The following is a 26,495-nucleotide window of genomic DNA, read 5'->3' on the forward strand; positions in this document are numbered from 1 at the left end:
TTTACCATTGATTTTTGAAATACTTACAAACAGGAATTTAGAGAATGAAACACTTGTCATACCCTATCTATATTTCTTATCTAGTTGGTGTATGTCTTTTCCCCAATACATTCTCTGCATCTGCCCAGATCGTTCCAGATCAGACTTTGCCGATCAACTCTATGGTAACTAAAAGTGGGCTAACCTCCACAATTAATGGGGGAACTACTAGGGGAGTTAACCTTTATCATAGTTTTCAAGAATTCTCTATCGCTCCGAATAATACTGCCTATTTTAATAATGCTGTCAATATTGAAAACATCGTAGCGAGAGTTACAGGTGCTTCCATTTCTAACATTGATGGCATCATTAAAGCAAATGGAAAAGCTAATTTATTTTTGCTTAATCCTAATGGTCTTACGTTTGGAACCAATGCCAAACTAGATGTCGGGGGAACTTTTTTGGGTAGTACCGCAGGTAGCCTCAAATTGTCCGATGGCAGCGAATTTAGTGCCACTAATCCCCAAGCCCCCCCCTTGTTAACCACCAGCATTACTCTAGGATTACAGTATGGTGCGAGTAATGCGGGGGCAACGATCGCCAATCTTGGCAATCTGTCAGCCAAACAAGATTTAATCTTAAATGCGGATAGATTAGACCTACAGGGACAGTTACAGGCAGGTCGAAATTTAACCTTACAAGCGCAAAATACGTTAAAAATTCGTGATACAGCGAGCAATCCATTTTGGGCAATTGCGGGTCGAGAAATGCTATTGCAGAGCAATCAATCGATCGATATTTTTGCGTTAAATCATCCTCGCAGTGGTTTTTGGTCGGGAGCAAATATGGTGTTGCGATCGCCCAATCCTGCGATCGGTGACGCACATTTCTTCGCTGGAGGAAACTTAAACATTGAAAATCTCAATGGAACTCTCGGTAATCTCATCAGTCCCAACGATCCCATCATTTTGGTAAATGGCGATGTCAATTTAGGCAACTATACAGGAGCCTCGCTGCATATTCTGGCTGGGGGAAGCGTTACCTTGGGCAATGTGACGATCGCTGCTACGGGCGGTACTAGTACCACCATCAATCCTAGTAATTCAACCCTATTTAATGCCACAAAAAGCTATGCCGATCTCGCCACAGTCTATTTGACTGACTACCAAACAATTAAGAACAGTGACGGCTCAGTTCAGGATGTTGTCCCCATAAAAATCCCTATTACAGTTGATGGGAGCCAGCAAGCAACTTTAGATGTGCGATCGGGGGTAGATTGGGCGCAACTCGGCGGCTTACCAACTAGTCCCCTAGTCTCAGGCGCGATCGCTCCACCTCCTAGTTATAACAATTCTCCGACTAGTGCTGACATCACGATTAATGGCAATATTCGTGTAGATATCCCCAGTGGATTAGTGTTATTGACCAACCAGTTTGCTCCCAACGGTTTACAAGGTAAAATCTCCACCCAAGCAATTGATGTGAGTACAGGTATTGTCGGGGCGAATGCTGGGGATATTCATATCTATGGACGCGGGGACATTGCGCTGAATTCGGACTTAATTGCTTACTCGGAGCCATTGATTGGTAATGCTGGCAATGGTGGCGCGATCGCCATTTCTTCTTACAATGGCGACATTACGACAAGTGCGAATTTATACACTGACTCTTTTACCTTTGTAGGCAATACGGGCAATGGTGGCAAGATTTCGCTATCTTCCTATGCGGGCAATATCATCCTCGATCAGGTGTATTTTGAAGCATCTTCCTACGTTTTCTTGGGTGATTCGGGAAATGCGGGAGATGTTTCTCTCACTTCCCATTCAGGGAATATTATTGTAACGGCTCCCCTGTGGAAATCTCCATCAGTATCCATATTAGGATCTTCAGGCAATGGGGGGAAAGCCTCTGTCGCCACTAATTCTGGCAACATCACAATTCAAGATGCCAACAGTTTCTACGGAGGTACTGGTACTTATTTAGACACGGGGACATACTCTGGTTTTAAATCCTCTGGCAATGGTGGAGCATTTTCCTTAGCTTCCAATTCTGGCAATATTTCGCTGATTAAAGCACCCTTAAATTCCTCTACTGCTTCCTATTCATCATCAAAATCGAATTATGCTGGCAATGGCGGCGCAATTTCCTTAGCAACTGCTTCGGGTGATATTAACCTAAATGACTTAAGCCTATATTCCTACTCTTTTTCACCCTCGGCAAATGCTCGCAATGGCGGCGCAATTTCTTTATATTCTGGCGCTAGAAATATTAATCTGAACAATTCAACATTGTCAGCTTACTCCTTTGCACCTGCGGCCGCTTCTCAAAATGCAGGAACGGTATCGATGTCCACTCCCAAAGGCAACATTGTCAGTGCCTTAACTAGTTATATCTTGTCCTTCTCCATTTCTAAGCTAGGCGCGATTAGTGGCAATGGGGGAGAAGTTAATTTAGTTGCGAAAAATCAGATCAAAAACCTCGGGCTTTTTACCTCATCGGCATTTGGGCGGGCGGGCGCAGTAAATATTAAGGGATTGGGCGATTTAGCGATCGCCGATCTTCAGATCATTACGAGTAAAACGGTCAACTTTCCCCAACGAGCCTACGATATTAACGATCCGAATACTTTCATTAAGACGATTTTTGGTTCTGGACAAAGCGGGCGATCGGGCGATGTCAATGTCATGGGTACGAATAATCTCACCTTTGATAACACATTGATCCTGAGTACGACCCAAGGGCTAGATCCTGCGGGTAATATTTCTATAACTAGCCCGAAGTCCATTGTCTTCCAAAACAGCCAAATCTTGAGTAATACCAGTAGCCTAGGCGATGCAGGTAATATCGCTATTACCGCAGGGCAGGATCTCACCTTCAAAACCAATAGTCAAATTACCGCTCAAACTAGTAGTAATGGGAAAGCTGGCAATATTGACATCAAAGCAGGAAATTCTATGCGCTTTACCGCAGGTACTGGTCTATTTGCTAATACCGCCAAAGGCTCGAAGGGGGATGGTGGCAATATTGCGATCGATGCACAGTATGCCACGCTTCAAGATGGTGCGACGATCGCTGTTGGCAGTTTAGGCGATGGTATTGGTGGCAATATCAATATCTCATCAAATTACCTCTCTCTGTTCAATGGTTCCTCCATAAATGCTTCGACCGCAAGTACTAATGGGGGTAACATCGGTTTGCATATCCCATCGATATTACTTCTGCGCTATGGCAGTGATATTAGTACTACCGCAGGAACCACCAATGCAGGGGGGAATGGGGGCAACATTAATATTAATGCAGGATTTATGATCGGTGTTAAGGGGGAAAATAGCGATATTTTTGCGAATGCTTTTACGGGTAATGGAGGCAATATTAATATCACTACGAATGGTATTTATGGATTAGAATTTCGATCGCAACTGACTCCCTTTAGTGATATTACTGCTAGTTCCCAATTTGGATTGCAGGGCAATGTAAAGGTGACGACCCTAGACATCGATCCTAGTCACGGGCTAACTGCTTTACCAATTAATCTCATCGATCCATCAAGACAAATTAGTCAGACTTGTGGAGTGGGTGGCAAATTATCTAGTCACGATAGTAGCTTTACGGTTTTGGGTAGAGGCGGTTTACCCAAAAGCCCTAGCGACGAGCTTTCCAGCCCACAACCCTTGGTAGAATTAGCTGAGCTTTTGCCCCGTGCCAATAATAGTGCTGCCAATAATAGTGCCGCCAATAATAGTGCCAATAATTCAACCTTCGGATTGCAAACGCAACCAGAAATAAAATCAGATATCAAACCAGAAATAACTAAAGAATTTCCCAAAGCTATTATTGAGGCAAATGCGATCGCTAGAGATAGTCGTGGCAAGTTGCGATTAATTGCGGCGGCGAACCCGCTTAGCCCTGCCATCCCTGAGCTTTCTTGTACCAAATAACTTAAAGAACAGGTTTATGAGCTATTCAAAGCCCAAAAGCAGCAAGCTCCTCCGCTATCTCATTATGGGGCTATGCGCAGCAATAATTACCATCCTCTTAGGATGGAATGTGCAACCCAGTCAGACCCAAAATATTTCTAAAGATATTCCTAAAGATATTCCCAAAAATATTACCAAAGACATTCCCAAACCCTCTGGACAAGACTCACTTAACGTTTCGGGTATCTCTATCAGTCAATCTAATCCTGTCGCGATCGTCGATATCGGAAAACAATATTATCAATCAGGACAATATGCTCAGGCGATCGCGACTTGGCAACAGGCTGCCGATATCTATGCCAAACAAGGCGATCGCCTCAATCAAGCTGTTGTCAGCCAAAATCTTGCCTTAGCCCATCAACAGCTCGGTCATTGGCAAGAGTCAGAACAATCAATTTTACTTAGTTTAGAAATTTTCCAATCCCATCTCCCACAACCTAAATTACTGGCGCAGGCTCTCAATATTCAGGGGAGTATCCAGATCGCGCAGGGCAAGGCACAAGAAGCATTAGCCACTTGGCAAAGAGCCGCAGTTATTTACGAACAGATCGGAGATAAAGATGGAGCCATTCGCAACAAAATTAATCAAAGTCAAGCCATGCGATCGCTTGGGCTCTATCCCAAAGCCAAAGATCTCCTCAACCAAGTTCAATCGGCGCTTCAAGAGCTTCCAGCCTCTTCCCTAAAACTTGCTAGTCTGATCGAACTCGGTGATACCCTGCGTCTCAATGGAGATTTCGCTGAAGCTACGACAATCCTGAAAGAAAGTCTAGCGATCGCCCAAAAGCTCAACGATAAGCCAACTATTGCCGAGATTTTCCTTGGGTTGGGTAACGTCAACTCCAGCCAACTGGAGGCTACAAGTGCAGGAGATAGTAGAGAGCGTCAGCAAAAGAGTACCGAAGCGATCGCCTATTATCAACAGGCTGCTCAAATTACGACCCGTCCCATCACTCAGGTAAAAGCCCAAATAAACCAATTGCGCCTTGAAATTGGGTTAAAACAATTTGAGACCGTCAAGAGACTATTACCGACGATCCAAGCCCAGTTACAGGATCTCCCTCCCAGTCGGGCTTCGGTATATGCGAGGGTGGGTTTTGCCCAAGATTTAATGAAGCTAAACTCTGGAGCAAGCGATCGCCAAATTGCCGCCCAATTACTTGCTAAGGCGGCGCAACAATCCCAAGCAATGGGTGATCCCAGAGCCGAATCCTATGCGATCGGTTATCTAGGAGAACTCTACGAACGCTCCCAACAATTTACGGAAGCTCAGGGACTCACCGAAAAAGCGCTTATTCTCGCCCAAAATCATAATGCCGCTGACATTGCCTATCGCTGGCAGTGGCAGTTAGGAAGGATTTTTAAAGCCCAAGGTAAACAGTCTCAGGCGATCGCTGCTTACAATGAAACCGTCAGCACCCTTACTTCTATTCGCGGTGATCTGGTCTCGAGCAATGCCGACATTCAATTTTCCTTTCGTGATGGGGTCGAGCCTATCTACCGCCAGCTCGTAGACCTGCTCATGACCCATGAAAAAGGGCAAGCATTAAGCCAAGAAAATCTCATCGCCGCCCGTAAAGCGATCGAATCTCTGCAAATCGCAGAATTAGATAATTTCTTTAAAGAAGCTTGCCTGAAAGGACTTTCGACCCAAGTTGACGAAGTCGATGCTCATGCAGCCGTCATTTACCCCATCGTTTTGCCCGATCGGGTAGAAGTGATCGTTTCGCTTCCCGATCGTTCCCTCATCCATCGCACCACCACAATTTCCCAAGATAGCCTCAACCGACTGTTGAGCGAACTGTGGCGATCGCTAAGGCGCACATCCCTTGAGACCGATATTCAAACAAACTCAGAGAAAACCTACAATATCCTCATTGGCAAAGAACTTGAAGCTATATTCACCACCCATAAAATTCAAACTCTCGTATTCGTTCTCGATGGAGCCCTGCGAAATCTGCCCATGGCAGTTCTCTATGATGGTAAACAGTACTTAATGGAGAAATACAATCTGGCTGTCACTCCAGGATTGCAACTTCTCGATCCCCACCCCCTCAAGCGTCAGCAACTAGAAGTGTTTATCGGTGGCTTGAGCAAAGGAACGCAAAATTTTAGTGCATTACCTAATGTCGAAAGAGAAATTCAGCAAATTGCGTCCTTAGTATCCGCTCCAACCCCATTGCTCAATGAAACCTTTATCAGCGAATCTATCAAAACCCAAATCAGTAAAAATTCCTTTCGAGTAGTTCATTTAGCCACCCACGGTGAATTTAGTTCTGACGCGGCGAAAACCTTTATTTTGACTTGGAATAATCGCCTTGGAGTCAAACAGCTAGGAGATTTGCTACAAACCAGAGATCGCGACCAACTAAATCCCATTGAGCTATTGGTACTCAGTGCTTGCAAAACTGCCAAAGGCGATAATCGCGCCACCTTGGGTCTGGCGGGGCTGGCGGTGCGATCGGGGGCGAGGAGCACGATCGCCAGTTTGTGGTCAGTTGAGGATAGTGCCACAGCCACCTTTATGGAAAAGTTTTATCAAGAACTCATGCTCCTCCAAACCACTAAAGCCAATGCTTTACGAAAAGCGCAAATCGGGCTTTTAAACAATCCCCAATTTACTCACCCCTTTTACTGGGCTCCCTTTGTCCTCGTGGGCAATTGGTTATAAAGCCCTATAGAGGCGGCGCGAAGCGCCGCCTCTATAGGGCTTTATTTACAGACTTAAAGTAGCTAGGCGCAGTTAAATATAAAATCCAAAAACCTGTAGCGCACGCGCAGCGTGCGCTACAGGTTTTGATTCTGGGTTTTAATTATGCCTAGCTACTTATACCAAATCACAAAATGGCGTAGCCATTTTGTGATTTTAAAACCCTTACTGGGTTTGGCTTTCAATTCCCAAAAGTGTAGCCACACTTTTGGGAATTGGTATTAGTTACTTTTAGGGCAGCATTTTGACGTAACCATAAAAAAACTAGTAAACTGTTTAATAGTAAGATTTTTGTAATATCCTTGATTTTTTAGAATTATTGTGCGTCGTTGATTCTGTGGCTGCTAGTTTTTTCGTCGGACAAGTCTACTTTCATCAATTAATTTAGTTAATTCAGTTAATGCTTCTAGGAATAAGGCTATGTTTCCCAAATTACTTTATCGGCACTTTTATCGGCACTTTTACCGCTACTTAGTATTTTTAGCGATCGCGACTCTTTGGAAAGTCACCCCGTTTTCTAATTTTGTCGCAGGTGCTAACGCACAAACCTTTGAGCCACCCGTAAACAATCCTGCACCCACAACAACCATTGGTGGTGGCAGACGTGGCAGCGATGGACAATGCTTAAAGGACTTAAAGGCTCTAGACCTACATCAGAAAGATCTCAAAGCAAAGTCTTCCGTAGAGCATCAGATTACGCCGCTACTTCCCCCAAACCAATTTGGGTTGACGATCTCATCCAATCCTCGATTTTTCGCCTACATTCCCAAAACTAATGCGATCGCGGTCGAGTTTACGCTTGAGAATCCCCAAGGTAAAGGGATCGCCCGTAAAAGAATTGATCTCACAACTACTCCCAGCGTTGTTAACGTTCAATTCGATCGCTTATCCCTAGAAATCGGCAAGGATTATAAATGGCTAGTTTCCCTAGTATGCGAAACTGGTGATCCTGAAGATCATTTTGCTGAGGGTCTCATTCGACGCATCCAACCTGAGCCAAGTATGCTTGCCAAATTAGAAAAGGCAACCGCGATCGATCGAGTGTATATATACGCAAAGTTTGGTATTTGGTATGAAGCGATCGCTAACCTTGCTAATCTGCGTCTATCCCAGCCCAATAATGCTGAACTCCGAAACAATTGGTTGAATCTACTCACATCATCCAATCTCGCGCCCTTAGCCAACAGTCCTCTCAAAAACTAAGTCGAATTAGTTATCAAAAACTAGTCACAAATAAAGCACAATGTCTACAGATGCCGATTCTACAGATTCCGATGAGTTGATTTTCTTAGAAGAAGATGATGAAAAGGTATCTCATGTAGATGAAAAGCCAGACAATCTATCCAATCTATCTACTGTTGGCATTGTTGGGGAGCATAGCCATGAGTCTCATGTCATCAATCGAGCCATAGAGATCAAAAGTAGCGCGACTTGGAAAATCCTAATTTGTGATGACGATCGATCCGTGCATAATGTAACCAGATTAGCTCTAGAGGAGTTTAGGTTTGCGGGCAAAGGATTGGAGATATTTTCGGCGTTCTCTGGTACTGAGGGCATCGAGATTGTCGAGCAGCATCCTGACATCGCGGTGATCCTGCAAGATGTAATTATGGAGACGAATGACGCAGGGTTACATACTGTCAAATATATTCGCGAAGTCTTACAAAATCCCTTGGTAAGGATAATTCTCCGTACGGGGCAGCCATCAGAATTCCCTGAATCTTCAGTAATCTTAAACTATGACATCAATGACTATAAATCAAAAACTGAATTAACGGAACAAAAGCTCTTTACATCCCTAGTAGCCAGCTTAAGAAGCTATAGCACGATCATTAGTCTTGCCGAAAGTAGACAAAAGCTTGCCGCACTAAATTCCCAGCTTCAAACTTTTAATCAAAACTTAGAAAATCTCGTTCGAGAACGCACTATAGAACTCGAAATTGCCAAGGAAGCTGCGGATAGTGCCAATAAAGCCAAAAGTCAATTTCTTACGAATATGAGTCACGAACTCAGAACTCCCCTCAATGGAATTCTTGGCTATGCACAAGTTCTAAAAACAAGTGACGATCCGATTAAAAATCAAAAGGGTTTAGACATCATTCAACGTAGTGGCAATCACTTGCTAACTCTGATTAACGATATTCTCGACCTGTCCAAAATTGAAGCTGGTAAATTAGAGCTTGAGTACGAACCTTTTTACTTAAATGGATTGCTTACTGAGCTACTGGATACATTTAAGGTACAAGCAAGCAAGCAAAAAGTAGAAATTGTCTATCAGACTATCGGGCAAATCCCCAAACTAGTTTATGGTGATGCGCGGCGCTTGCGTCAAGTTCTATTTAACTTGATGGGCAATGCTATCAAATTCACCAGTGAAGGGGTGGTTTCTTTGACTGTCCAAGACCTAGGCAGTAACAAAATTCGCTTTGACATTATTGATAGTGGTGTGGGGATTGCCTCGGAAGACTTGTCTAAGATATTTGAATCCTTTGAACAGGTTGGCGATCCTAAGGATATGCAATCGGGGACGGGGCTGGGTTTATCCATCAGTCAAAAGCTAGTTGCCTTGATGGGAGGCGAACTAAATGTTTCCAGTGCTTTAGGGGAAGGGAGTAATTTTTGGTTAGAGATTGACTTACCTAATTATGTAAGTCCGACACCGATTAATTTGGATGCTGAGGAGGGATATCACGATGCGATTCCTTCGGAGATGTCCTCACCGCCATCTTTTGCATCTCAGGCGATCGCTAGTTTTGCCAAACCAAGTCGCCGAATCCTATTAAATTTCCTAGAGCTTGCCAAAAATGGTGATTTCGACGCTCTCCAAGAAACTGCACGAGATTTACAAAAGTCGGATGCTTGCTTACAAATTTTTACTGGAGAAATAATAGAGTTGCTGAAGGGTCGCCAACTTGACAAGATTTTGAGTTATCTCTATGCACAGATGAAAGAAGGTCAAAACCCTTGATGTACGCCCAGCATCGGTCAAGTTTTTTTGGCTTAGCAAACCTTACGTTGCTATAGCCAAAACCAGTATGATAAGTAGCTAAGAGCGTACCGCCCGCGTAGCGGGCGGTACGCTCTCTGGTTTTGGTTTTTATGCCGAACTACTTATTGCTGTTTTGTGAAATAACGAGGTGAATTTAATGGCGATCGCATTACCAAAAAAAATCATGCTGCTAGGCTCTGGGGAACTGGGTAAGGAGTTTGTAATAGCGGCGAAAAGACTCGGTAATACAGTGATTGCGGTCGATCGCTATGATAATGCGCCAGCGATGCAGGTTGCCGATGTTCGAGAAGTCATTTCGATGTTGGATGGCGAAGCCCTCGAAGCCGTCGTCAAAAAACATCAACCCGATCTAATCGTGCCCGAAGTAGAGGCAATCCGCACCGAAAAACTGATCGAGATGGAAGCGCAGGGCTACAAGGTCATTCCCACAGCTACAGCCACCAACTTCACGATGAATCGCGATCGCATTCGTGATTTAGCCAGTAATGAGTTGGGCTTGCGTACTGCCAAATATGCCTATGCTACTAGCCTTGAGGAACTGAAAACCGTTGCCGACGACATTGGGTTTCCGAACGTAATTAAACCCGTCATGTCTTCTTCTGGCAAGGGACAATCTGTCGTTAATTCTCGCGATGAACTAGAGAAGGCTTGGGATTATGCGATCGCGGGAGCGCGAGGCGATACTGCCAAAATCATCATTGAAGAATTTATTAATTTTGAAGTCGAAATTACTCTGTTAACGATCCGTCAATGGCAGGGAGAGACTTTATTTTGTGAAGCGATCGGGCATCGGCAAGAACGCGGTGACTACCAAGAATCATGGCAACCCGTGGGCTTAACTGCGAATCAAGTCAAAGACGCACAGGACATTGCTCGTAAAGTCACCGATAAACTTGGCGGGGCAGGGATTTTCGGCGTAGAATTTTTTATCACCAAGGATGAAGTAATTTTTTCGGAACTGTCTCCCCGTCCCCACGATACGGGAATGGTTACCCTCATCTCCCAAAATCTCAACGAATTTGAACTTCATTTACGCGCTATTTTAGGCTTACCCATTCCCACAATTGAATTGCTCAGTCCATCTGCTAGTGCGGTCATTCTTGCTAGCGAAACAAGCAATGAGATTTCCTTTACAGGTGTAGAAGAAGCTCTGGCGATTCCTAACGTAGAAATTCGTTTATTTGGCAAACCAGATTCCCGTCCCTACCGACGCATGGGCGTGGCTTTAGCGAAGGGGAAAGATGCCGCCGATTCTCGGCAAAAGGCAACAGAAGCCGCATCTAAGGTTAAAATCAATGATTTCCCTTCATAATTAAGTAGCTAGGCGCAATTAAATATAAAACCCAAAAGCCTATGGCTCACGCGCAGCGTGAGCCATAGGCTTTTGGGTTTTAATTTTGTTTACCAATTTGTTTACCAATTTGTTTACCAACTTAAGATGCGGCAAATTTCTGAAAAGAGTTTGAGCGGATAAAAGGGTTTGGCGATCGCCCCCTTTACTCTTAATTTGGCGATCGCTTGCGGTTCAGTTAAATCTGCGCGAGATGTCAATAAAATAACAGGAATATGGGAAACTTGAGGGTTGGCTTCTAGTTGTTTCAGGAAGGAGAAACCATCCATGTTTGGCATGATGATATCGAGAATAATTAAGTCAGGATTAATTTCTGCGGCTAAGACTAATCCTTCCTTCCCCGATTTTGTGGTAACAGTGCGACAGCCATGGAGCAATTCTAGGCAGGTTTGCAAGATGTCACAAATGAAAGTTTCATCATCGACTACTAAAATTGTTTTGTTAGATTGAATATTCACTTTAAGTATCACAGTCTAAGTACTGAATATCCCAATATAGTAATTGCTTAAAATGAGAACAATATGAGGAAACGAAATCCGATCACCAACCTAAGATTTGGGCAATGCGATCGGCGATCGCCATCGGATCGAAGGGCTTGGCGATTACCCCGACTACACCTAAATTCTCAAAACATTCGCGATCGCGAGATTGTACCTTAGCAGTCAATAGGATGACGGGAATATGTTGTGTATGGGAATTCGCTTGGAGATTTCGATAGACCTCGATACCGTCCATTTCGGGCATCATCACATCAAGGAGGATCGCATCGGGCTGTAGATCCCCAACAATGCTAAGCCCATCCTTACCAGAATTGACAACGCACACTTGCCAATCTTTAAAGCTTTCTAGACATACGGCAATTACCGCAGCAAGATTGGGTTCATCGTCGATCAGTAAAATTGATTTGGTAGACATAATTGCTCCTAACTAGCTCCTAAATACTTGTGCAAAATAAATTACCGAAACCCGTAAAGTTGCGCCCCTACGGGGCACAACTTTTACCAATTCACGAATACCAATTCATGAAAGTGTGACAACACTTTTGGGAATTAGACACCAAACCCAGTAAGGTTTTGAGATTCCCAAAATGGCAACGCCATTTTGGGAATTGGTATTAAACAACGCGATGGGGAATTGTGAAGAGAAATGTACTTCCCTTGGACAACATACTTTCCACCCAGATTTTGCCTCCATGCTGTTGCACGATACTACGGCAAATGGCTAAACCCAAGCCTGTACCTCCTTTTTGGCGAGCATCAGAAGCATCCACCTGATTAAATCGCTCAAAAATATCTTCTAAATATTCTTCGGGGATGCCTCGACCACAATCGCTAATTTTAAATAGAATTTCCTCTTGATGGGACTCCGCAGTAAGATGTACTTCGCTATGGGGCGGTGAGAACTTAATGGCATTACTGAGCAAATTCACTAAGGTTTGGACTAGGCGATCGCCATCGACCCAAATCTGGATCGATGGCAAATCGCATAAGATCGAGATTTGATTTTTATCGGAGAGAGCTTCCATAGTAGCGATCGCCTGTTGGCACAAATCGGCAACATCATGCCAATGGCGATCGAGGGTGACGCGGCTAGAGCTTAACCTTTCTAAGTCGAGAATATCATTTACTAACCTTACTAATCTCTCTGTATCCGAAACTGCAATATCGAGCATATGTTTAGCATTGTCGGGCTTAGCATCTAATACCCCCGACGCAAGCAATCCCAAGGCTCCACGAATTGAGGCTAAGGGAGTCCGCAACTCATGGCTGACAATGGAAATAAACTCGTTTTTAATTTTGTCTACTTTTAATTTGTCCGTGATATCTTCGCCAATACTGATCGTTCCGACGATTTTATGATCTGGATCTCGCAAAACTGTATTGTTCCAAGCGATGTCTCTTTCTTCTCCCGATTTGGTAATAATGGGATTTTGATAATGGGGATGAAAATCCTTTAAGAAATGTTCTTCAACCAGAGCTTTATCAAAAATCTGATCGATTTCTGCTTGAAGATATTCAGGCAAAAAATTACTAAACCAATTTTTCCCAATTACCTCTTCAAGTTGGTAACCTGCTGTCTCTAAAAAGAAGGAATTAGCATATTCTACGATTCCCTCAGTATTGAGTCCCACCACAATTAAGCGGACGTTATCGAGCAAAGATTGCCAACGACGGTTTGCTTCTCTCAGAGCATTTTCACTAAGCACGTTGGAGGTAATATCGCTAAAAACCATGAGGATCGTGGTGATCGCTCCATGCGCGTCATACTCAGGAATGATATTGATTTTGTAATAGTCTAGCCCCCCTTTGGGCGAAGGGAAGTCTATTTCGTACTCTTGCTGCTCTCCTGTCGCCAGTAATTCGCTGACGCGCTCTTCAGCTATCCGCACATTCTTTTCAGGCATTTTCATTTCGCGAAAGGTTTTGCCTAAAAATTCTGAAGGGGGAATATCAAATGCAGCTTCGGTAGCTGAATTGATGTAAAGAATACGCGATTGTTGATCGAGACGCGCAATTACATTGGGAGAATTCTCGACGAGGGCGATAAATTCCTGTTGGTGTTGAAACAGTTCGGCAGTGCGCTCGTTGACGCGATTTTCTAATTCGGCATTGCTGATCTGGAGATCACGGTAGAGTTCGCCTTGCTGGAGAGCGATCGCAAATTGGACTGACAACTGCTGAAGTAGACGAATATCAGGCTCTTCCCAATGGCGTGACTCAAAACATTGATAGGTGCATAGCAATCCCCATAGCGGATTATCTTGGTTATTGGAGCGGAGAATCGGTACAATCAGGCTAGCCCTTGTCGGGAAGCTTTCCAGCATTCGCAGGTGGCATTCACTGAGATTTGCGGTATACACATCAGGAGCAACAAAAACCCTTCCCTCGCGATATTCTCCACCCATGGTTTCAGGGAAGTATTCATCGCTAAGCTGTCGATGAATACAGCTTTCCCAAGGTGGTAACACCGACTCCGCCACGATCTCCCCACTAAAGTCGGAATTAAACTTATAAATTACGGTGCGATCAGCATTTAAAAAGAGACGGACTTCTCGGACGATCGCTTGAGATACTTCTTCTAAATCAAGATATTGGCGAATATGGAGCGAGATTTTGGCAATTAATAGTTCCTGTTGCTGCGATCGCTGCAATTGACGATTTAATAAAATGCGATCGCCTAATTGCCCGACCCGATTACATAATGACAAGGAGGTAACATCTCCTTTCGCGAGATAGTCAGCCACTCCTAAACGCATGAGCTTTAAGATAACCCTTTCGTCACCCACCTTTCCCGTCAAAACGATCGCATCTAATTTGGGGACGAGGCTATCTTTGCCCATCTCGGCAAGTAGTTCCCAACCCTCGCCATCAGGCAAGAAATAATCAACAAGGGCAATATCAGGTTGATCGGTCTTCCACAATGCCAACCCCTCTGCTAAGGTTTCAGCCTCCCTAATGTTATAGGTATGGGTATGGTCTGATTGCAGATACCGAATATAGGCATGGCGATCGCTTTCCGAATCATCCACAAGCAAAACATTAAGCAAAACATTAATATTGAATGAAGATGAGTTCTGGGTAACCATGCCATTCCTGTAAGTTAGTTAAGTCTATTTTAGAGCGGGTTTGAGAAGGCTTGCTTTAGCTAAAACCAGAGGGCATACCGCCCGCGTAGCGGGCGGTATGCCCTCTGGTTTTGGTTTTTAATTATGCCTAGCTAGATTAACTTCTCCAGCCACAATTATCCGATTTCTACCCATGGTTTTGGCTTGATATAGAGCTACATCCATACCCTTATATAGCAAATTTATACTATTACCATGCTTCGGCCATTCCACTAATCCGCCACTAAAGGTTACATTAAAAGCCTCGCCTGCTGACGATACAAATTCCTGTTGTCTCCAGATGGTCAGTAAATTATTGAGGCGGTCGATCCCCTGCTGACAATCAGCTCCATATAAGCCCACCACAAATTCTTCACCACCCCAGCGCATAGTTATATCCTCACTCCGAAAATGCTGCCGTAAGAGCTTCCCAAATTGTTTGAGAACGCAATCACCCATAATGTGACCATAGCGATCATTGACCTGTTTAAATAAGTCCAGATCTAAAATTGCCAAACAGAAGGTTTGGTGATTGCGCATAGATAAATGGATCAGTTGGTTCAAGCTATGAATACCACGACGATGGGTATATAAGCCCGTGAGCCCGTCAAAATCTGCCGCCTGACGAGATACCAGACTGCGTTCTAAACGACTGAGCAGCCTTGTTTGTAAATCTTCCTCGACAATAGGTTTGCTGAGATAGTCATCTGCGCCAGCCGCAAATACTTGGTGAATAGTATCGCGATCGCTAGAAGATGAGAGAAAGATGATCGGTAAATATTGCCATAGAGAATCAGTCCTGACCGCACGACAGAGGTCAATGCCGCTATAGTCGGGCATACTCAAATCCAGCAGCAGTAGGTCGGGAGAAGTAGATTCTAAAACTTGCCAAAATTGCTTGCAATCTTGGAGCAGCGTCACTTCTAAATCCCATTGAGCCAACAAGATTTGCAAGACCTTTAATATATGGGGATCGTCATCGACAATCATGACTCTAGGGCGATCGTGCCTCTGCCGATGGATTAATTGCGAAATCACACTGAGGACTTCCTCGGTCAAGGCGGGTTTTTCGATAAAGATATGTCCCCCCTTCTTTGCCGTCATAACGCGATCGCTCAAGTCCCCTTTGGCATTGGTAATCAATGTCGGAATATCCATCTGTCTCCGAGACAGCTCATCCAAGAGCAGCAAGCCATCATTACTATCAGCGCTACTATCAGCGCCACCATCAGCATTACCATCAGCGAGTAAGATATCCAATAAAATTATGTCAGGAGGTTCTTGTTCGAGTTTTGCTTTGGCAGTAGCAAGGCTATTAGCCGTTTCTACAACTATTCCCCAAGCTTCGGCATCCCGCTGCATCTCCTGCACAAACTCCACATCGCTATCCACAATCAGCAGCTTAGGAAAACGAGCAAAGTCTCTAGGTTTCTGTACCTTCGTAATGTAGTTCTTAGATATCTTGAGAGGTTCGTTAGCACTAGTTTCTAAATCATCGATCAATGTATGGAGTTGTCCAACATCGTTCTGAGATAAAGGAAAATCATGCTGTAAAAGCTGCTCGATCTGAATAGCGATCGCCGATCCTTGGGGAAATCCTAGAGTTCCAAGGGAGCCTACCAGCCGATGCGCTTCCATACAACCCCGATCGCGCATTTTCAGATCCAAGCTTCCTGCCTCCAAAGCGATCGCCACTTGCCGAAAAAAAGGAATTAATTTGGCGAGGCTCTCCCGTAGTTTTTTAGTAATTTCGGCGATCGCAGCTTTTAATTTAGCTTCCGCAATTTGCTGGGATGTTGGCGTTATAGGACTATGCCGATCTGGAAGCCGACCTGAAATCTGATCTGAAATCTGCTCTGGGGAAGGTTCATTTCTAAGGCGATAGCCCAAACCATATAAAGTCTCAATGGGATCGGCGATCATGCCCGCTGTCTTGAATTTTTGGCGCAATCCCTTAATATGGGTAGTTACTGATTCCTCACTGGGGAAATCCCCCGCCGCCCATACCAAATCTAGTATAGAGCTACGACTAAAGATCTGTTGCGGATGCCTGAGAAGTAACTCTAATATTCCATATTCCTTCTGGGTTAAATGCAAGGGTTTCTGGTTATAGCTAATCGTATTATTCCCAAAATCTAAACAAAGATTCTCCCAAGTTAAGGTTTGTCGCAGTGAATCGCGATTGTGAGCGCGGCGCAATAGCGCCCGAATGCGAGCAATTAGTTCTTGAAATTCGTAGGGTTTTACCACATAGTCATCGGCTCCAGCTTCGAGTCCCATCACGCGATCGCTCATACTATCCTTAGCGGTAAGCAGCAATACTGGAATCATGTAGCCCGATGTCCTTAACTTGGCACATAAATCTATCCCATTGCTATCGGGTAGCATGATATCGAGAACCATCAAGTCATAGGTATAGGTCTCGATATATTGCCATGCAGCTTTTGCATCGGGAGCAATATCAACGGTGTAGGGAAATTCAGCGAGTAGTTGCGCTAGACTCGCCGCAGAAAAGCCATCATCCTCGACTATTAGAATTTTCAAATCTTTCTCCTCTAAGATGATGATTAATACTAAATTACAAAATGGCGTAGCCATTTTGTAATTTTAAAACCCTTACTGGGTTTGGTTTTTAATCCCCAAAATTGTAGCCACATTTTTGGGGATTGGTATAACTAGAAATAAATATCTAAATCGTTTTGCACCTTACTATCCAAAAACATAATGAGGAAATAATGAGGAAACAAATCTTTCAATTACAAATTCGCTCCCACAAATAATAGTCTTACAGCGCATTGCGCTCAAACCCAAACCACAAGGAAATTTTTGAAAGCGTTGCTTCGCAACGCTTTCAAAAATTTCCTTGTGGTTCGTTTAATCGATAATTGCTGTAATACCAAAGCTCAAAATGGCGTAGCCATTTTGAGCTTTGAAATATCGTTGAAATTGCTTAGTTTTTGCGATAATAGCCCTAGAGAATTTCGACAAGTTACCCCTTGAGAAAATGTGCTAAACACCATACTTAGAGGACATTACAAAATCATTAGTCACCTTGGTGGCGGCGGTTTTGGGCAAACCTACTTGGCTGAAGACATTGATTTACCAAAACATCCTATCTGTGTGGTCAAGCAACTCAAACCCACCTCAAAAGAGCCATTTCTTCTGGAAACATCCAAACGCCTCTTCGATCAAGAGGCAGAAGTTCTTTATTCCTTAGGTACTCACGATCGCATTCCGCGTTTGCTCGCCCACTTTCAAGAAGGCGAAGAATTTTATTTAGTCCAAGAATTTGCTGATGGCAAAGATCTTACCCAAGAACTGGGTAAGGGGATCAGACTGCCAGAATCTATGGCGATCACTTTACTGAAAGAGGTTTTAGAAATCCTCGTTTTCGTCCACGGGCACGGTGTGGTTCATCGGGATATCAAACCAGCTAATCTCATTAGGCGGAAATCTGATCGCAAAATTGTACTCATCGATTTTGGGGCAGTTAAAGAAATTGGTGGTCTTGTGGTTGATTCGCAAGGTAACACGAATTTAACGATCTCCATCGGCTCTCCCGGCTATATGCCCACCGAGCAGCTCAATGGCAAACCTCGATTTTGTAGCGATATCTATGCAGTCGGGATGCTGGGCATCCAAGCCATCACGGGCGGCGAACCCAGACTATTTCCTGAAAATCCTGATACTGCCGAATTGCAATGGCGCGATCGCTTGCCCGAAGGTGTTTATTCTCCTGAATTTCTCGACCTTCTCGATCAAATGGTGCGCTACGATTTCCGCCAGCGCTATCAGTCAGCATCGCAAGTACTTGAGGCGATCGCCCAACTACCCAGCCTCACCAATCATGAGTTAAATACGGTAGTAAGCAATGCCACGCAACAGCAACCAATGGCAACCCTGCAAAGCAATCCTGTAGACGATCCTTTAAGCAATTCTCCAACCTCCCGCCCATCCTCACCTTGGACAAATCCCTTTATTATTGCTGGAGGTGTAATTAGTATTTTAGCGATCGCTTTTGTGGTGTTTTCCCAGTTGCATAAGCCCAGTCCAGACCCATTGACTAGTGGCTTACCCAAGCCTCCAACTCCTCCCGAATCTCTAATTCCACCCCAGCCTTCAACACCTTTAATCCCAGCACCACCATCGCCTAGCGCCTCAGAAAATCCTACGCGTAATTCACCCGATGAAAAGCTGATTCAAGAATCGAGAATTCTCTCTACCCTCGGTAAATTCTCCGAAGCGCTCAGCAAGACCGAAGCCGCAATCAAGTTAGATCCCAAAAATCCCAATGCTTGGGAGGCAAAAGGGCGAGTCCTTAGTAGATTGCATCGTGATGAGGAAGCGATCGCCGCTTTTGATAAAACCATCGAGTTAAGACCTAATTCACCTATGGCAAAACAATTTCGTGATGCCTTGCTGTCAACCAATCCCAAACTCAAACCAAAAAAAACATAGATTAAAGAAGAGCATACTGCCCACATATAGCTGTCGCCAAGTGTAAATTGAGTGGCGGCGCTTCGCGCCGCCACTCAATTCTTGGGGTTTGATTTGTCCTCATTCAAGTGACTGTAGCTATAGCAGGCGAGATAATTTCAAACGGGCTGTGAGAAAGGGTTTGCTACGCAAACCCTTCCTCACAGCCCAAAAGTAAAAGCCTTGTGTAGCAAGGCTTTTACTTTTGGGCTGTGAGAAAAAAGCCGCTATAGGAGGAATACATAGGAAGTTAAGCATATTAATATGCAATTTAAGTAGCTCGGCATAAATTAAAAACTAAAACTAGAGAGCATACCGCCCGCGCAGCGGGCGGTATGCTCTTCTGGGTTTTAAGTTTACTTATGCCGAGGTATTTAATATGTAATTTAATGTGCAATTTAATGTGCAATTATGGAAATTTATGAAAATATGCTTACTTATTCGCAAGTAGAACAGGCTTTAATCAAACTTGGATATGCTCCTGATTTCGATCATCCTTCCCATACCAAACTCACCGCTTTAATTCCTATCGATGGATATCAGTCACCAGTCGTATTGGAATTTCGGGAAGGATGGAAAAGTGAGTTAGGAGATGTGGCGCAATTATTACAGGTTGAGTGGCTGATGGATGATCGGGAAAGTGTTTTGATTCTGGATATTAATTCTCTTGAAGCGGTAGATGATACCCCTGCAATTTTGGCTGAGGAAAAAATTATGCTGCGAGAAACCTTTGATCGTATCTTAGAAGCAATCTCCAGTGACGCAATCTCTAGTAACGCAATCTCTAGTAACGCAATCTCTAGTGACGCAATCTCCAGTGACGCAATCTCTAGTTCGTAAGCTGAATTATGGCTATTAATTATGGCTAAGGCTATTCCTGACAAGTGCAAACGCTGTGCGATGCTTTCCGCTCATCAAGCTCAAGAATTACATGGAGGCGATTGCTGGGATCCTGCGGTTTGCTATAGCCGTCGCTCCTATGCTCGCCATCGCGATCGCCGTAATCTCATCCGCGCACGCAAACGCTCAGCCTCGACCCCTGAGTTAACAGTCAATACGGAGGAGTTTGCCAAGATATATTGGGCGGTATTGGTGGTTTATCGTGCAGCGGGAGCCTCAACCCCAATTCATGCGATCGCAGCGCAAGTATGGCAGGGGCAAGACAAGTTTGCTGCGATCGCCCCAATTCACTGTGCTGGCATGACGGCTTCTCAAGTGCACACCTATATCAAAAAGATGTTGGACTTATTGGATTCCCATTATCAAATCAAGAAGTTTGCCAGCCAAGAGCGGCTCGATCCTTGGCTTTGTCCCCTGCGTCCTTGTCCTTGTCATCCTCTTTGAGAATCAGAAAGTTATTGTCATCCAATCTCCCCCTAGGCGATCAAACTTAGGCGATCGAATATAGTTTACCCCATAAATTTACCGAAAATGGAACTAATATACGAGCTTTTTGATTCTAGAGTATTTATACCCCACGGACATTGCTATTTGTGGAATCCCTCGCTGGTATGGCTGCATATTTTATCTGACTTACTCATAGCGATCGCTTACTATTCCATCCCAATTAGTTTAGGTTACTTTGTCCGCAAGCGTGAAGATTTACCTTATCAATGGATTTTTAGATTATTCAGCCTATTTATAATTCTTTGTGGAACTACTCACTTAATAGAGATATGGACGCTTTGGTATCCTGCCTACTGGATATCTGGGATAATCAAAGCCTTGACAGCGATCGTCTCGATTTTTACCGCAGCTAGTTTTGCACCCTTGATTCCTCAACTTCTTGCCTTACCGAGTCATTCTCAATTAGCTGCAATCAATATTGCTTTAGAACGCGAAATTGCAGAACGCAAACAAACCGAACTAGAACTAATCCGCAGTCGCGAGCTTAAAGAAGCAATTTACAATGAATCCGCCGATGCTCTTTTTTTAGTCGATTCTATTAGTTTGCTAATTTTTGATTGCAATCAACGGGCTTTAGAAATGTTTGAAGTCAATCAAAAAGAAGATTTGATTGGTATAGCAGGGCAGACTCTCCAAAAACAACAATTTACCGACGATGAGATTAGTAAGATTGTTGGAGATATGCAGAAGTTCGGCTTTTGGAGCCGTGAAATAGAATATGTCACGAGAAAAGGTAGGTCTTTTTGGGGCAATATCGCTGCCAAGCCGATCAATGTGGCGGGCAAAACGATTAATATGGTTCGGGTTAAGGATATTAGCGATCGCAAGGAATCTGAGGAAAGGATTCGCAGCCTGAATATTGAGCTAGAAGAGAAAGTAAAAGAGCGTACCCTCGAACTATCAAAAGCCAATGCCGCATTAGAAATTGAAGTTGGCGAACGGAAACTTGCACAAGAACGCTTCTACCTCGTCCTCAAAAATTCGCCAATCACCGTTTTTATGCAAGATCGGGAGTTGCGATACACTTGGTTTTATAATCCTGTTTTAAGAACTAATTATGACGAAATCATCGGCAAGAATGATTTCGATCTTTTTCTAGTTCCCGAAGATGCTCAAAGGCTAACTAGCGTCAAGCAACTGGTACTGAACAGTGGGATTGGCGTGAGAGAGGAAGTATTTGTCATGGCTAACGGTCAAAAGCGATACTTCGATCTGACCGTAGAACCTTACCAAGATCGCAATGGAGAATTGAGCGGAATTGGTTGTGTTGCCCTAGACGTTACTTGGCGCAAACAATCAGAAGAGGAGCTAAGATCCGCGTACGAACGTGAGGTCGTATTAACGAAAGAAATACACCATCGCGTGAAAAATAATTTACAAATTGTATCGGGCTTGCTTTATCTGCAATCTAGACAAGTTCAAGATCGGGAAATGCGGGAAATTATCAATAGTAGCCGCAATCGTATTCAGTCTATGGCACTCCTGCATGAAAAACTATATCAATCCAAAAATCTGGAAAATATAGACTTTATCGCATACATCAAAAGTTTAACTCGGAACTTGCAGACTTCCTATGCATCTAAATCCGCCGCAATTTCTTTGAATATAAATGCCGAGCCCCTTGATGTGGATATTGATACTGCCATCTACTGCGGCTTGATCATTAACGAATTAGTCTCTAATTCCTTTAAATATGCTTTCCCAGAAGATCGTACGGGGCAGATTATGATTGAATTCGCGAAACATAGTGATGACTTCTACAACCTCATCGTTCGCGATAATGGGATAGGCATGACCGAGGCGATCGATCTCAAAGATGCGGAGAAATTAGGACTACAGCTTGTTTACTCTCTTGTTACCGAGCAGCTCAAAGGAGAAGTTTTATTAGAAAATTTTCATGGGACAGTTTTTAAAATTTCATTTAAAATTAAAAGTAATTAGGTTTTAACGACTTATGTCGCAACCAAGTAAATTTTTGAAAGCGTTGCTTCGCAACGCTTTCAAAAATTTACTTGGTTTGGGTCTGAGCGCGAAGCGCTGTAAAACCTAACTAATAAAAGAAATCCATGACAACTTTGTAGCAACTTAAGGAAAAAGCTTGTAATGTCAGCGAATAAAATTCTTGTAGTTGAGGACGAAGTAATTACAGCCAGAGTCATTTCTGAAGAGCTAACTGCGTTGGGATATATGGTTACCGATACTGTTACCTCCGACGAAGCCGCTTTAACCAGCGTGTCGCAAAATGCTCCCGACTTGGTATTAATGGATATCATTTTAAGGGGTTCGCCACAAGATGGTATTGCGATCGCCACGATTTTACGCAAAGAATTTAAAATTCCTGTAATTTACATTACTGCCCATACCGATGAAGCCACACTTAACCGCGCCAAAATTTCCGAACCATTTGGCTTTCTTGTAAAACCATTTGATGAGAGAGACTTACGGGTTGTCATAGAAATAGCCATGTACAAGCATCAGATAGAAGGGCAACTGGCAAAAGCGAAGGAAGATGCGGAGGCGGCGACAAGGGCTAAGAGTATGTTTCTCGCGAATATGAGCCATGAGCTAAGAACACCGATGAATGGGGTGTTGGGCAGTACTGAATTACTCGCCGCCACCAAACTAACCACAGAGCAGCAAAATCTCGTGCAAATCATTCAACATAGCGGCAATACTCTACTCGGAATTGTTAACGATATCCTTGATTTCTCTAAAATCGAAGCAGGAATGATGACCTTAGAAGCAAGAGAATTTGTTTTAGAGGATATTTTGTCGTCTATATGCAAGCTCTTAAACAAACAAGCCCAAGATAAGCAGATACAGCTCAATTATGCAATTGCATCCCATCTTCCCAGCAAATTTATTGGTGATAGTACGCGCATGTACCAGATCTTGCTCAATCTGATTGACAATGCAATTAAATTTACACCAAGCGGACATATCGCGATCGCCATTAGCGGTCAATGCCCTAATCATGAAACTGAGCCATACCAACTCACCTTTGCCGTGTGCGATACAGGTATAGGCATTCAACAAGAATATCTAGCTAAACTCTTTCAAGCCTTTACTCAAGCCGATGATTCTATCAGTCGCAGATATGGAGGCACGGGACTAGGTTTAGCCATTACTAAACGTTTAGTAGAATTAATGGGAGGGACAATCTGGGCGGAGAGCGGTGGTCACGTTGGTGGCAATCCACCCTTAAATTGGCTACCCACATTATCCTCACAAGGTTCTATTTTCTATTTTGAGGTCGGTCTATTGGCTAGTTCTACAACCACCCCATCTTCACCCACCCCATCTACAACCACCCAAACCGCAGCCCCAGATGTCTGCGAACTCAAATACGAACTCAAAATTGATGCACCAATGGCAGAGAAATTTCCTCTACGCATTTTATTAGTAGAAGATAACTTCTTCAATCGCAAAATTGCCAGTATCATCCTTGAGAAATTGGGATACCAACCCGATCATGCTAGCAATGGGCTAGAAGCGATCGCCGCTATCCAGCAAAATGTTTATGACTTGGTGTTGATGGATGTGCAGATGCCAGAAATGGATGGCTTGACTGCGACCAAACTAATTCGTCGCGATATCAACTATTATCCTTGGATTGTGGCGATGACTGCCGATGTTTTGCCAGAAGACCGTCAAGCTTGTTTCGATGTCGGGATGAATGATTACCTGAGCAAGCCCTTTAAAGTTCAAGATTTAGTGAGGATATTTTCTGTTTACATCCAGAGTAAGGAAAGCAATCCTACACCCTAAATTCTTATAGCAATTGCCAATCACACGAACCACAAGGGAATTTTTAAAAGCGTTGCAGTGCAACGCTTTTAAAAATTCCCTTAGTTTGGATTTGAGCGCAAAGCGCTGTAACTAAATTCTTAATCTTGGGATGAGCATCACATAAAACTTAAAAAGTTGGCGATTAGTGCATTATAATTTGAAACGGGCTTTGAGAAAGGGTTTGCATAGCAAACCCTTTCTCAAAGCCCAAAAGTAAAAGCCTTGCATAGCAAGGCTTTTACTTTTGGGCTTTTAAAATTTGTCGGCTTAATCCGAACTGACATTAATTAACTGTGCAAGGCGAGTTAATTCTGCCGATGGAATAGAAGCATAAATCGGTAAGTAAAGCACGTTATTCATGAGCTTGGTTGCCGATAATGACTCTTTTGCCAGTGATTTCAAGCTAGTTGTGCCTGTGGTCGAGTCAAATCCTGCCTTTCTTAATTTCTGCATTAGCATCTCTGAATTCTCCATCATCAAAGGAACTACCCAGTAGGAATGCTTCATTGCATTTTTTCCAGGACTAGTAACCAAATTATTCAATAAATTAAGAAACTCGCTAGCAACCTGCGATCGCCTATCATAATAGGACGAATCAAGATGCTCTAAGCGATGTTGTAAAAGTTTGAGCATTCCATTAGGAGGACGATGTCGCAACTGAGCATGAATATCTCCTTTCCGAAAACCACGAGTTAGCGTACTGATAAAATTATTGGCATCTATTTTCAGTAGATCTAAACAAGTGACCAGAAGCCCAAAGATGATAGGAGTAGAAAGAGATTTAAGGCAGAGATATTTGAGTAGTCTTTTAAAAAACCAAAAGCCAGTCTTAACAGGATAGATTTGCTCGATATCACCCATGCGCTGTGCTAAATTTTGATCTTTAACTATAGTGATAGCCCCACCTAAAGCTGAACAGGATTTGATCGGGCCAAAACTGAAAAGGCTGATATCAGCATCAGGATGTCCAAGATAACGAAGCCCATCGAAGGCTTGAGCGCAGTCTTCTACCAGCAAGATATTGTGGTTTTTACATATCTCTACATAACTATCTAGTGGTGCGATCGCACCAAACAGTTGCGCTACAACAAATAGCCGACTTCGACTGGAAATGGATGCTTTGAACAGTTCTAAGGATGGCGCAAGTGTATCTAAGTCAATATCTATGGGAACTGGAATTAAATTATGCTTTTTGACAATCTCTTCCATATGAACTATGTTCACGGCGCTCATCATAATTTCTGAGCCAGAAGGTAAGCATAATGCTTGTAGTAGGAGGTCGAAAGAAGTTCTGGCACAAAGTGTGACCAAAACTTCTTTCGGTGTATGCCAATAGGATTGAATCTGAGCAATTATTTTCGAGCGATCAGACCATGCAAAGGAAGAAAGTAGACCTATACATAAATCTTTAATAGTGATATCTAACTCAATCCGTGGATATACTTTCATGGCGATCGCTCTCAAAGAAGTTGATTTTTTGTTCTGTACCATGCCATAGACGCTCAAGGTTGCTTCGATGTCGGTAAAGTATTAGGAGGCTGCCGACACAAACTATTAATTTATAGGCGAAGGGTGATTGAGTCAAAAGCATGAGACTGGGAGCAGCGATCGCTGCCAATATGGAACTAATCGATGTCGTTCGCCACAGGATGACAGTCCCTACCCAAAGCCCAAATGCTCCTAAGGCTACAATCCAATTAAGAGCCAATAGAACGCCCAAACCAGTCGCTACGGATTTTCCGCCTTTAAAATCAATCCAACATGAATAACTATGTCCCAAAATTACTAATAATGCTGAACTGACTACTAGCCATTCATTCTGGAGTTGCCAATTTATCTCAAAACGATGAGTAAGCAAAGTATTGGCGATGGGTTTAAGTTCACTCGCAGATTGGATTAGGAAGATGGTTGCTGTGCCCTTGATTAAATCAGCCCCAAATACAAAAATGCCTTTATCCTTGCCAATTGTGCGCCAGACATTTGCGGCTCCAGTCGAACCAGACCCATGTTCGCGCATATCAATGCCTGCATTTAGTCCCACCAAATAACCTGTTGGTATCGAGCCTCTTAGTACAGGACAAAAAGTTGCAAAAGTAAGCAGGAAGGGGTTTTATAAGAGATAACCACATCACAAATAAAACCCCCATGAAAGAGATTAACCTATTCCGAGAAATGTTGCTGCAACATTTGCA

16 protein-coding genes are annotated in these 26,495 nt (G+C 43.6%); 10 read left to right on the forward strand and 6 right to left on the reverse strand.

Annotated features, from left to right (window positions below; all coding sequences use genetic code 11):
- Positions 1–44 precede the first annotated feature (44 nt).
- The 5 genes from PseudUWO310_RS04190 to purT all read left to right on the forward strand — a co-directional run bounded on the left by PseudUWO310_RS04190 (position 45) and on the right by purT (position 10,988).
- Positions 45–3,917 carry a filamentous hemagglutinin N-terminal domain-containing protein gene (locus PseudUWO310_RS04190; protein WP_142599274.1) on the forward strand — a complete coding sequence of 1,291 codons (3,873 nt, stop codon included), beginning with the start codon at positions 45–47 and terminating at the stop codon, positions 3,915–3,917.
- Positions 3,918–3,933: 16 nt separating this feature from the next.
- Positions 3,934–6,627 (forward strand): CHAT domain-containing protein, encoded by a 2,694-nt coding sequence (locus PseudUWO310_RS04195; RefSeq protein ID WP_142599276.1) that lies wholly within the window; start codon positions 3,934–3,936, stop codon positions 6,625–6,627.
- A 459-nt stretch (positions 6,628–7,086) separates the two neighbouring features.
- Entirely contained in the window at positions 7,087–7,869 is a 783-nt protein-coding gene (locus tag PseudUWO310_RS04200) for a DUF928 domain-containing protein (RefSeq protein ID WP_142599277.1), read from the forward strand.
- 40 nt (positions 7,870–7,909) lie between these two features.
- On the forward strand, positions 7,910–9,634 hold the full coding sequence (locus tag PseudUWO310_RS04205) for an ATP-binding protein (RefSeq protein WP_142599279.1): 1,725 nt from the start codon (positions 7,910–7,912) through the stop codon (positions 9,632–9,634).
- 178 nt (positions 9,635–9,812) lie between these two features.
- Positions 9,813–10,988 carry a formate-dependent phosphoribosylglycinamide formyltransferase gene (gene purT, locus PseudUWO310_RS04210; RefSeq protein WP_142599282.1) on the forward strand — a complete coding sequence of 392 codons (1,176 nt, stop codon included), beginning with the start codon at positions 9,813–9,815 and terminating at the stop codon, positions 10,986–10,988.
- A 113-nt stretch (positions 10,989–11,101) separates the two neighbouring features.
- Here purT and PseudUWO310_RS04215 read toward each other — a convergent pair whose 3' ends face one another.
- The 4 genes from PseudUWO310_RS04215 to PseudUWO310_RS04230 all read right to left on the reverse strand — a co-directional run bounded on the left by PseudUWO310_RS04215 (position 11,102) and on the right by PseudUWO310_RS04230 (position 17,175).
- Positions 11,102–11,485: a response regulator gene (locus tag PseudUWO310_RS04215; protein WP_142599285.1), complete on the reverse strand. Its 384-nt coding sequence runs from the start codon at positions 11,483–11,485 to the stop codon at positions 11,102–11,104.
- 82 nt (positions 11,486–11,567) lie between these two features.
- A complete protein-coding gene (locus PseudUWO310_RS04220) occupies positions 11,568–11,942 on the reverse strand; it encodes a response regulator (protein WP_142599287.1) in 375 nt (124 codons plus the stop codon).
- Positions 11,943–12,141: 199 nt separating this feature from the next.
- Complete coding sequence (locus PseudUWO310_RS04225; RefSeq protein WP_142599289.1) at positions 12,142–14,613, reverse strand: ATP-binding protein; 2,472 nt, start codon at positions 14,611–14,613, stop codon at positions 12,142–12,144.
- Between the two features lie 117 nt (positions 14,614–14,730).
- A complete protein-coding gene (locus PseudUWO310_RS04230) occupies positions 14,731–17,175 on the reverse strand; it encodes a response regulator (protein ID WP_190315900.1) in 2,445 nt (814 codons plus the stop codon).
- A gap of 462 nt (positions 17,176–17,637) precedes the next feature.
- On the opposite strand from PseudUWO310_RS04230, the gene PseudUWO310_RS04235 reads away from it, so the two are divergent.
- The 5 genes from PseudUWO310_RS04235 (at position 17,638) to PseudUWO310_RS04255 (ending at position 24,282) form a co-directional block, all read left to right on the forward strand.
- On the forward strand, positions 17,638–19,089 hold the full coding sequence (locus tag PseudUWO310_RS04235) for a serine/threonine-protein kinase (RefSeq protein ID WP_142599293.1): 1,452 nt from the start codon (positions 17,638–17,640) through the stop codon (positions 19,087–19,089).
- 447 nt (positions 19,090–19,536) lie between these two features.
- A complete protein-coding gene (locus PseudUWO310_RS23535) occupies positions 19,537–19,947 on the forward strand; it encodes a hypothetical protein (RefSeq protein ID WP_263363379.1) in 411 nt (136 codons plus the stop codon).
- Between the two features lie 21 nt (positions 19,948–19,968).
- The gene (locus tag PseudUWO310_RS04245) at positions 19,969–20,451 is read left to right on the forward strand and encodes a hypothetical protein (RefSeq protein ID WP_142599297.1); all 483 of its coding nucleotides are present in this window, start codon (positions 19,969–19,971) and stop codon (positions 20,449–20,451) included.
- An 87-nt stretch (positions 20,452–20,538) separates the two neighbouring features.
- Positions 20,539–22,455: a histidine kinase dimerization/phosphoacceptor domain -containing protein gene (locus PseudUWO310_RS04250; protein WP_142599299.1), complete on the forward strand. Its 1,917-nt coding sequence runs from the start codon at positions 20,539–20,541 to the stop codon at positions 22,453–22,455.
- Positions 22,456–22,617: 162 nt separating this feature from the next.
- Positions 22,618–24,282, forward strand: coding sequence for a response regulator (locus PseudUWO310_RS04255; protein WP_142599301.1), 1,665 nt, complete (start codon positions 22,618–22,620; stop codon positions 24,280–24,282).
- Positions 24,283–24,570: 288 nt separating this feature from the next.
- On the opposite strand, the gene PseudUWO310_RS04260 is transcribed toward PseudUWO310_RS04255, so the two are convergent.
- The gene (locus PseudUWO310_RS04260; protein ID WP_223805529.1) at positions 24,571–25,794 is read right to left on the reverse strand and encodes a DegT/DnrJ/EryC1/StrS family aminotransferase; all 1,224 of its coding nucleotides are present in this window, start codon (positions 25,792–25,794) and stop codon (positions 24,571–24,573) included.
- Positions 25,730–26,404: a glycerol-3-phosphate 1-O-acyltransferase PlsY gene (gene plsY / locus PseudUWO310_RS04265; RefSeq protein ID WP_142599305.1), complete on the reverse strand. Its 675-nt coding sequence runs from the start codon at positions 26,402–26,404 to the stop codon at positions 25,730–25,732. The genes PseudUWO310_RS04260 and plsY overlap by 65 nt, the downstream gene beginning before the upstream one ends.
- Positions 26,405–26,495 lie beyond the last annotated feature (91 nt).

This window comes from Pseudanabaena sp. UWO310 (assembly GCF_006861605.1).
Classification (GTDB): Bacteria; Cyanobacteriota; Cyanobacteriia; order Pseudanabaenales; family Pseudanabaenaceae; genus Pseudanabaena.

What these genes read in the sequence shown, in the direction of transcription:
- PseudUWO310_RS04190 (WP_142599274.1), top strand. Translation starts at nt 45, where the DNA reads ATGAAACACTTGTCATACCCTATCTATATTTCTTATCTAGTTGGTGTA.
- PseudUWO310_RS04195 (WP_142599276.1), top strand. Translation starts at nt 3,934, where the DNA reads ATGAGCTATTCAAAGCCCAAAAGCAGCAAGCTCCTCCGCTATCTCATT.
- PseudUWO310_RS04200 (WP_142599277.1), top strand. Translation starts at nt 7,087, where the DNA reads ATGTTTCCCAAATTACTTTATCGGCACTTTTATCGGCACTTTTACCGC.
- PseudUWO310_RS04205 (WP_142599279.1), top strand. Translation starts at nt 7,910, where the DNA reads ATGTCTACAGATGCCGATTCTACAGATTCCGATGAGTTGATTTTCTTA.
- purT (WP_142599282.1), top strand. Translation starts at nt 9,813, where the DNA reads ATGGCGATCGCATTACCAAAAAAAATCATGCTGCTAGGCTCTGGGGAA.
- PseudUWO310_RS04220 (WP_142599287.1), bottom strand. Translation starts at nt 11,942, where the DNA reads ATGTCTACCAAATCAATTTTACTGATCGACGATGAACCCAATCTTGCT.
- PseudUWO310_RS04225 (WP_142599289.1), bottom strand. Translation starts at nt 14,613, where the DNA reads ATGGTTACCCAGAACTCATCTTCATTCAATATTAATGTTTTGCTTAAT.
- PseudUWO310_RS23535 (WP_263363379.1), top strand. Translation starts at nt 19,537, where the DNA reads ATGCTTACTTATTCGCAAGTAGAACAGGCTTTAATCAAACTTGGATAT.
- PseudUWO310_RS04245 (WP_142599297.1), top strand. Translation starts at nt 19,969, where the DNA reads ATGGCTAAGGCTATTCCTGACAAGTGCAAACGCTGTGCGATGCTTTCC.
- PseudUWO310_RS04250 (WP_142599299.1), top strand. Translation starts at nt 20,539, where the DNA reads ATGGAACTAATATACGAGCTTTTTGATTCTAGAGTATTTATACCCCAC.
- PseudUWO310_RS04255 (WP_142599301.1), top strand. Translation starts at nt 22,618, where the DNA reads ATGTCAGCGAATAAAATTCTTGTAGTTGAGGACGAAGTAATTACAGCC.
- PseudUWO310_RS04260 (WP_223805529.1), bottom strand. Translation starts at nt 25,794, where the DNA reads ATGGTACAGAACAAAAAATCAACTTCTTTGAGAGCGATCGCCATGAAA.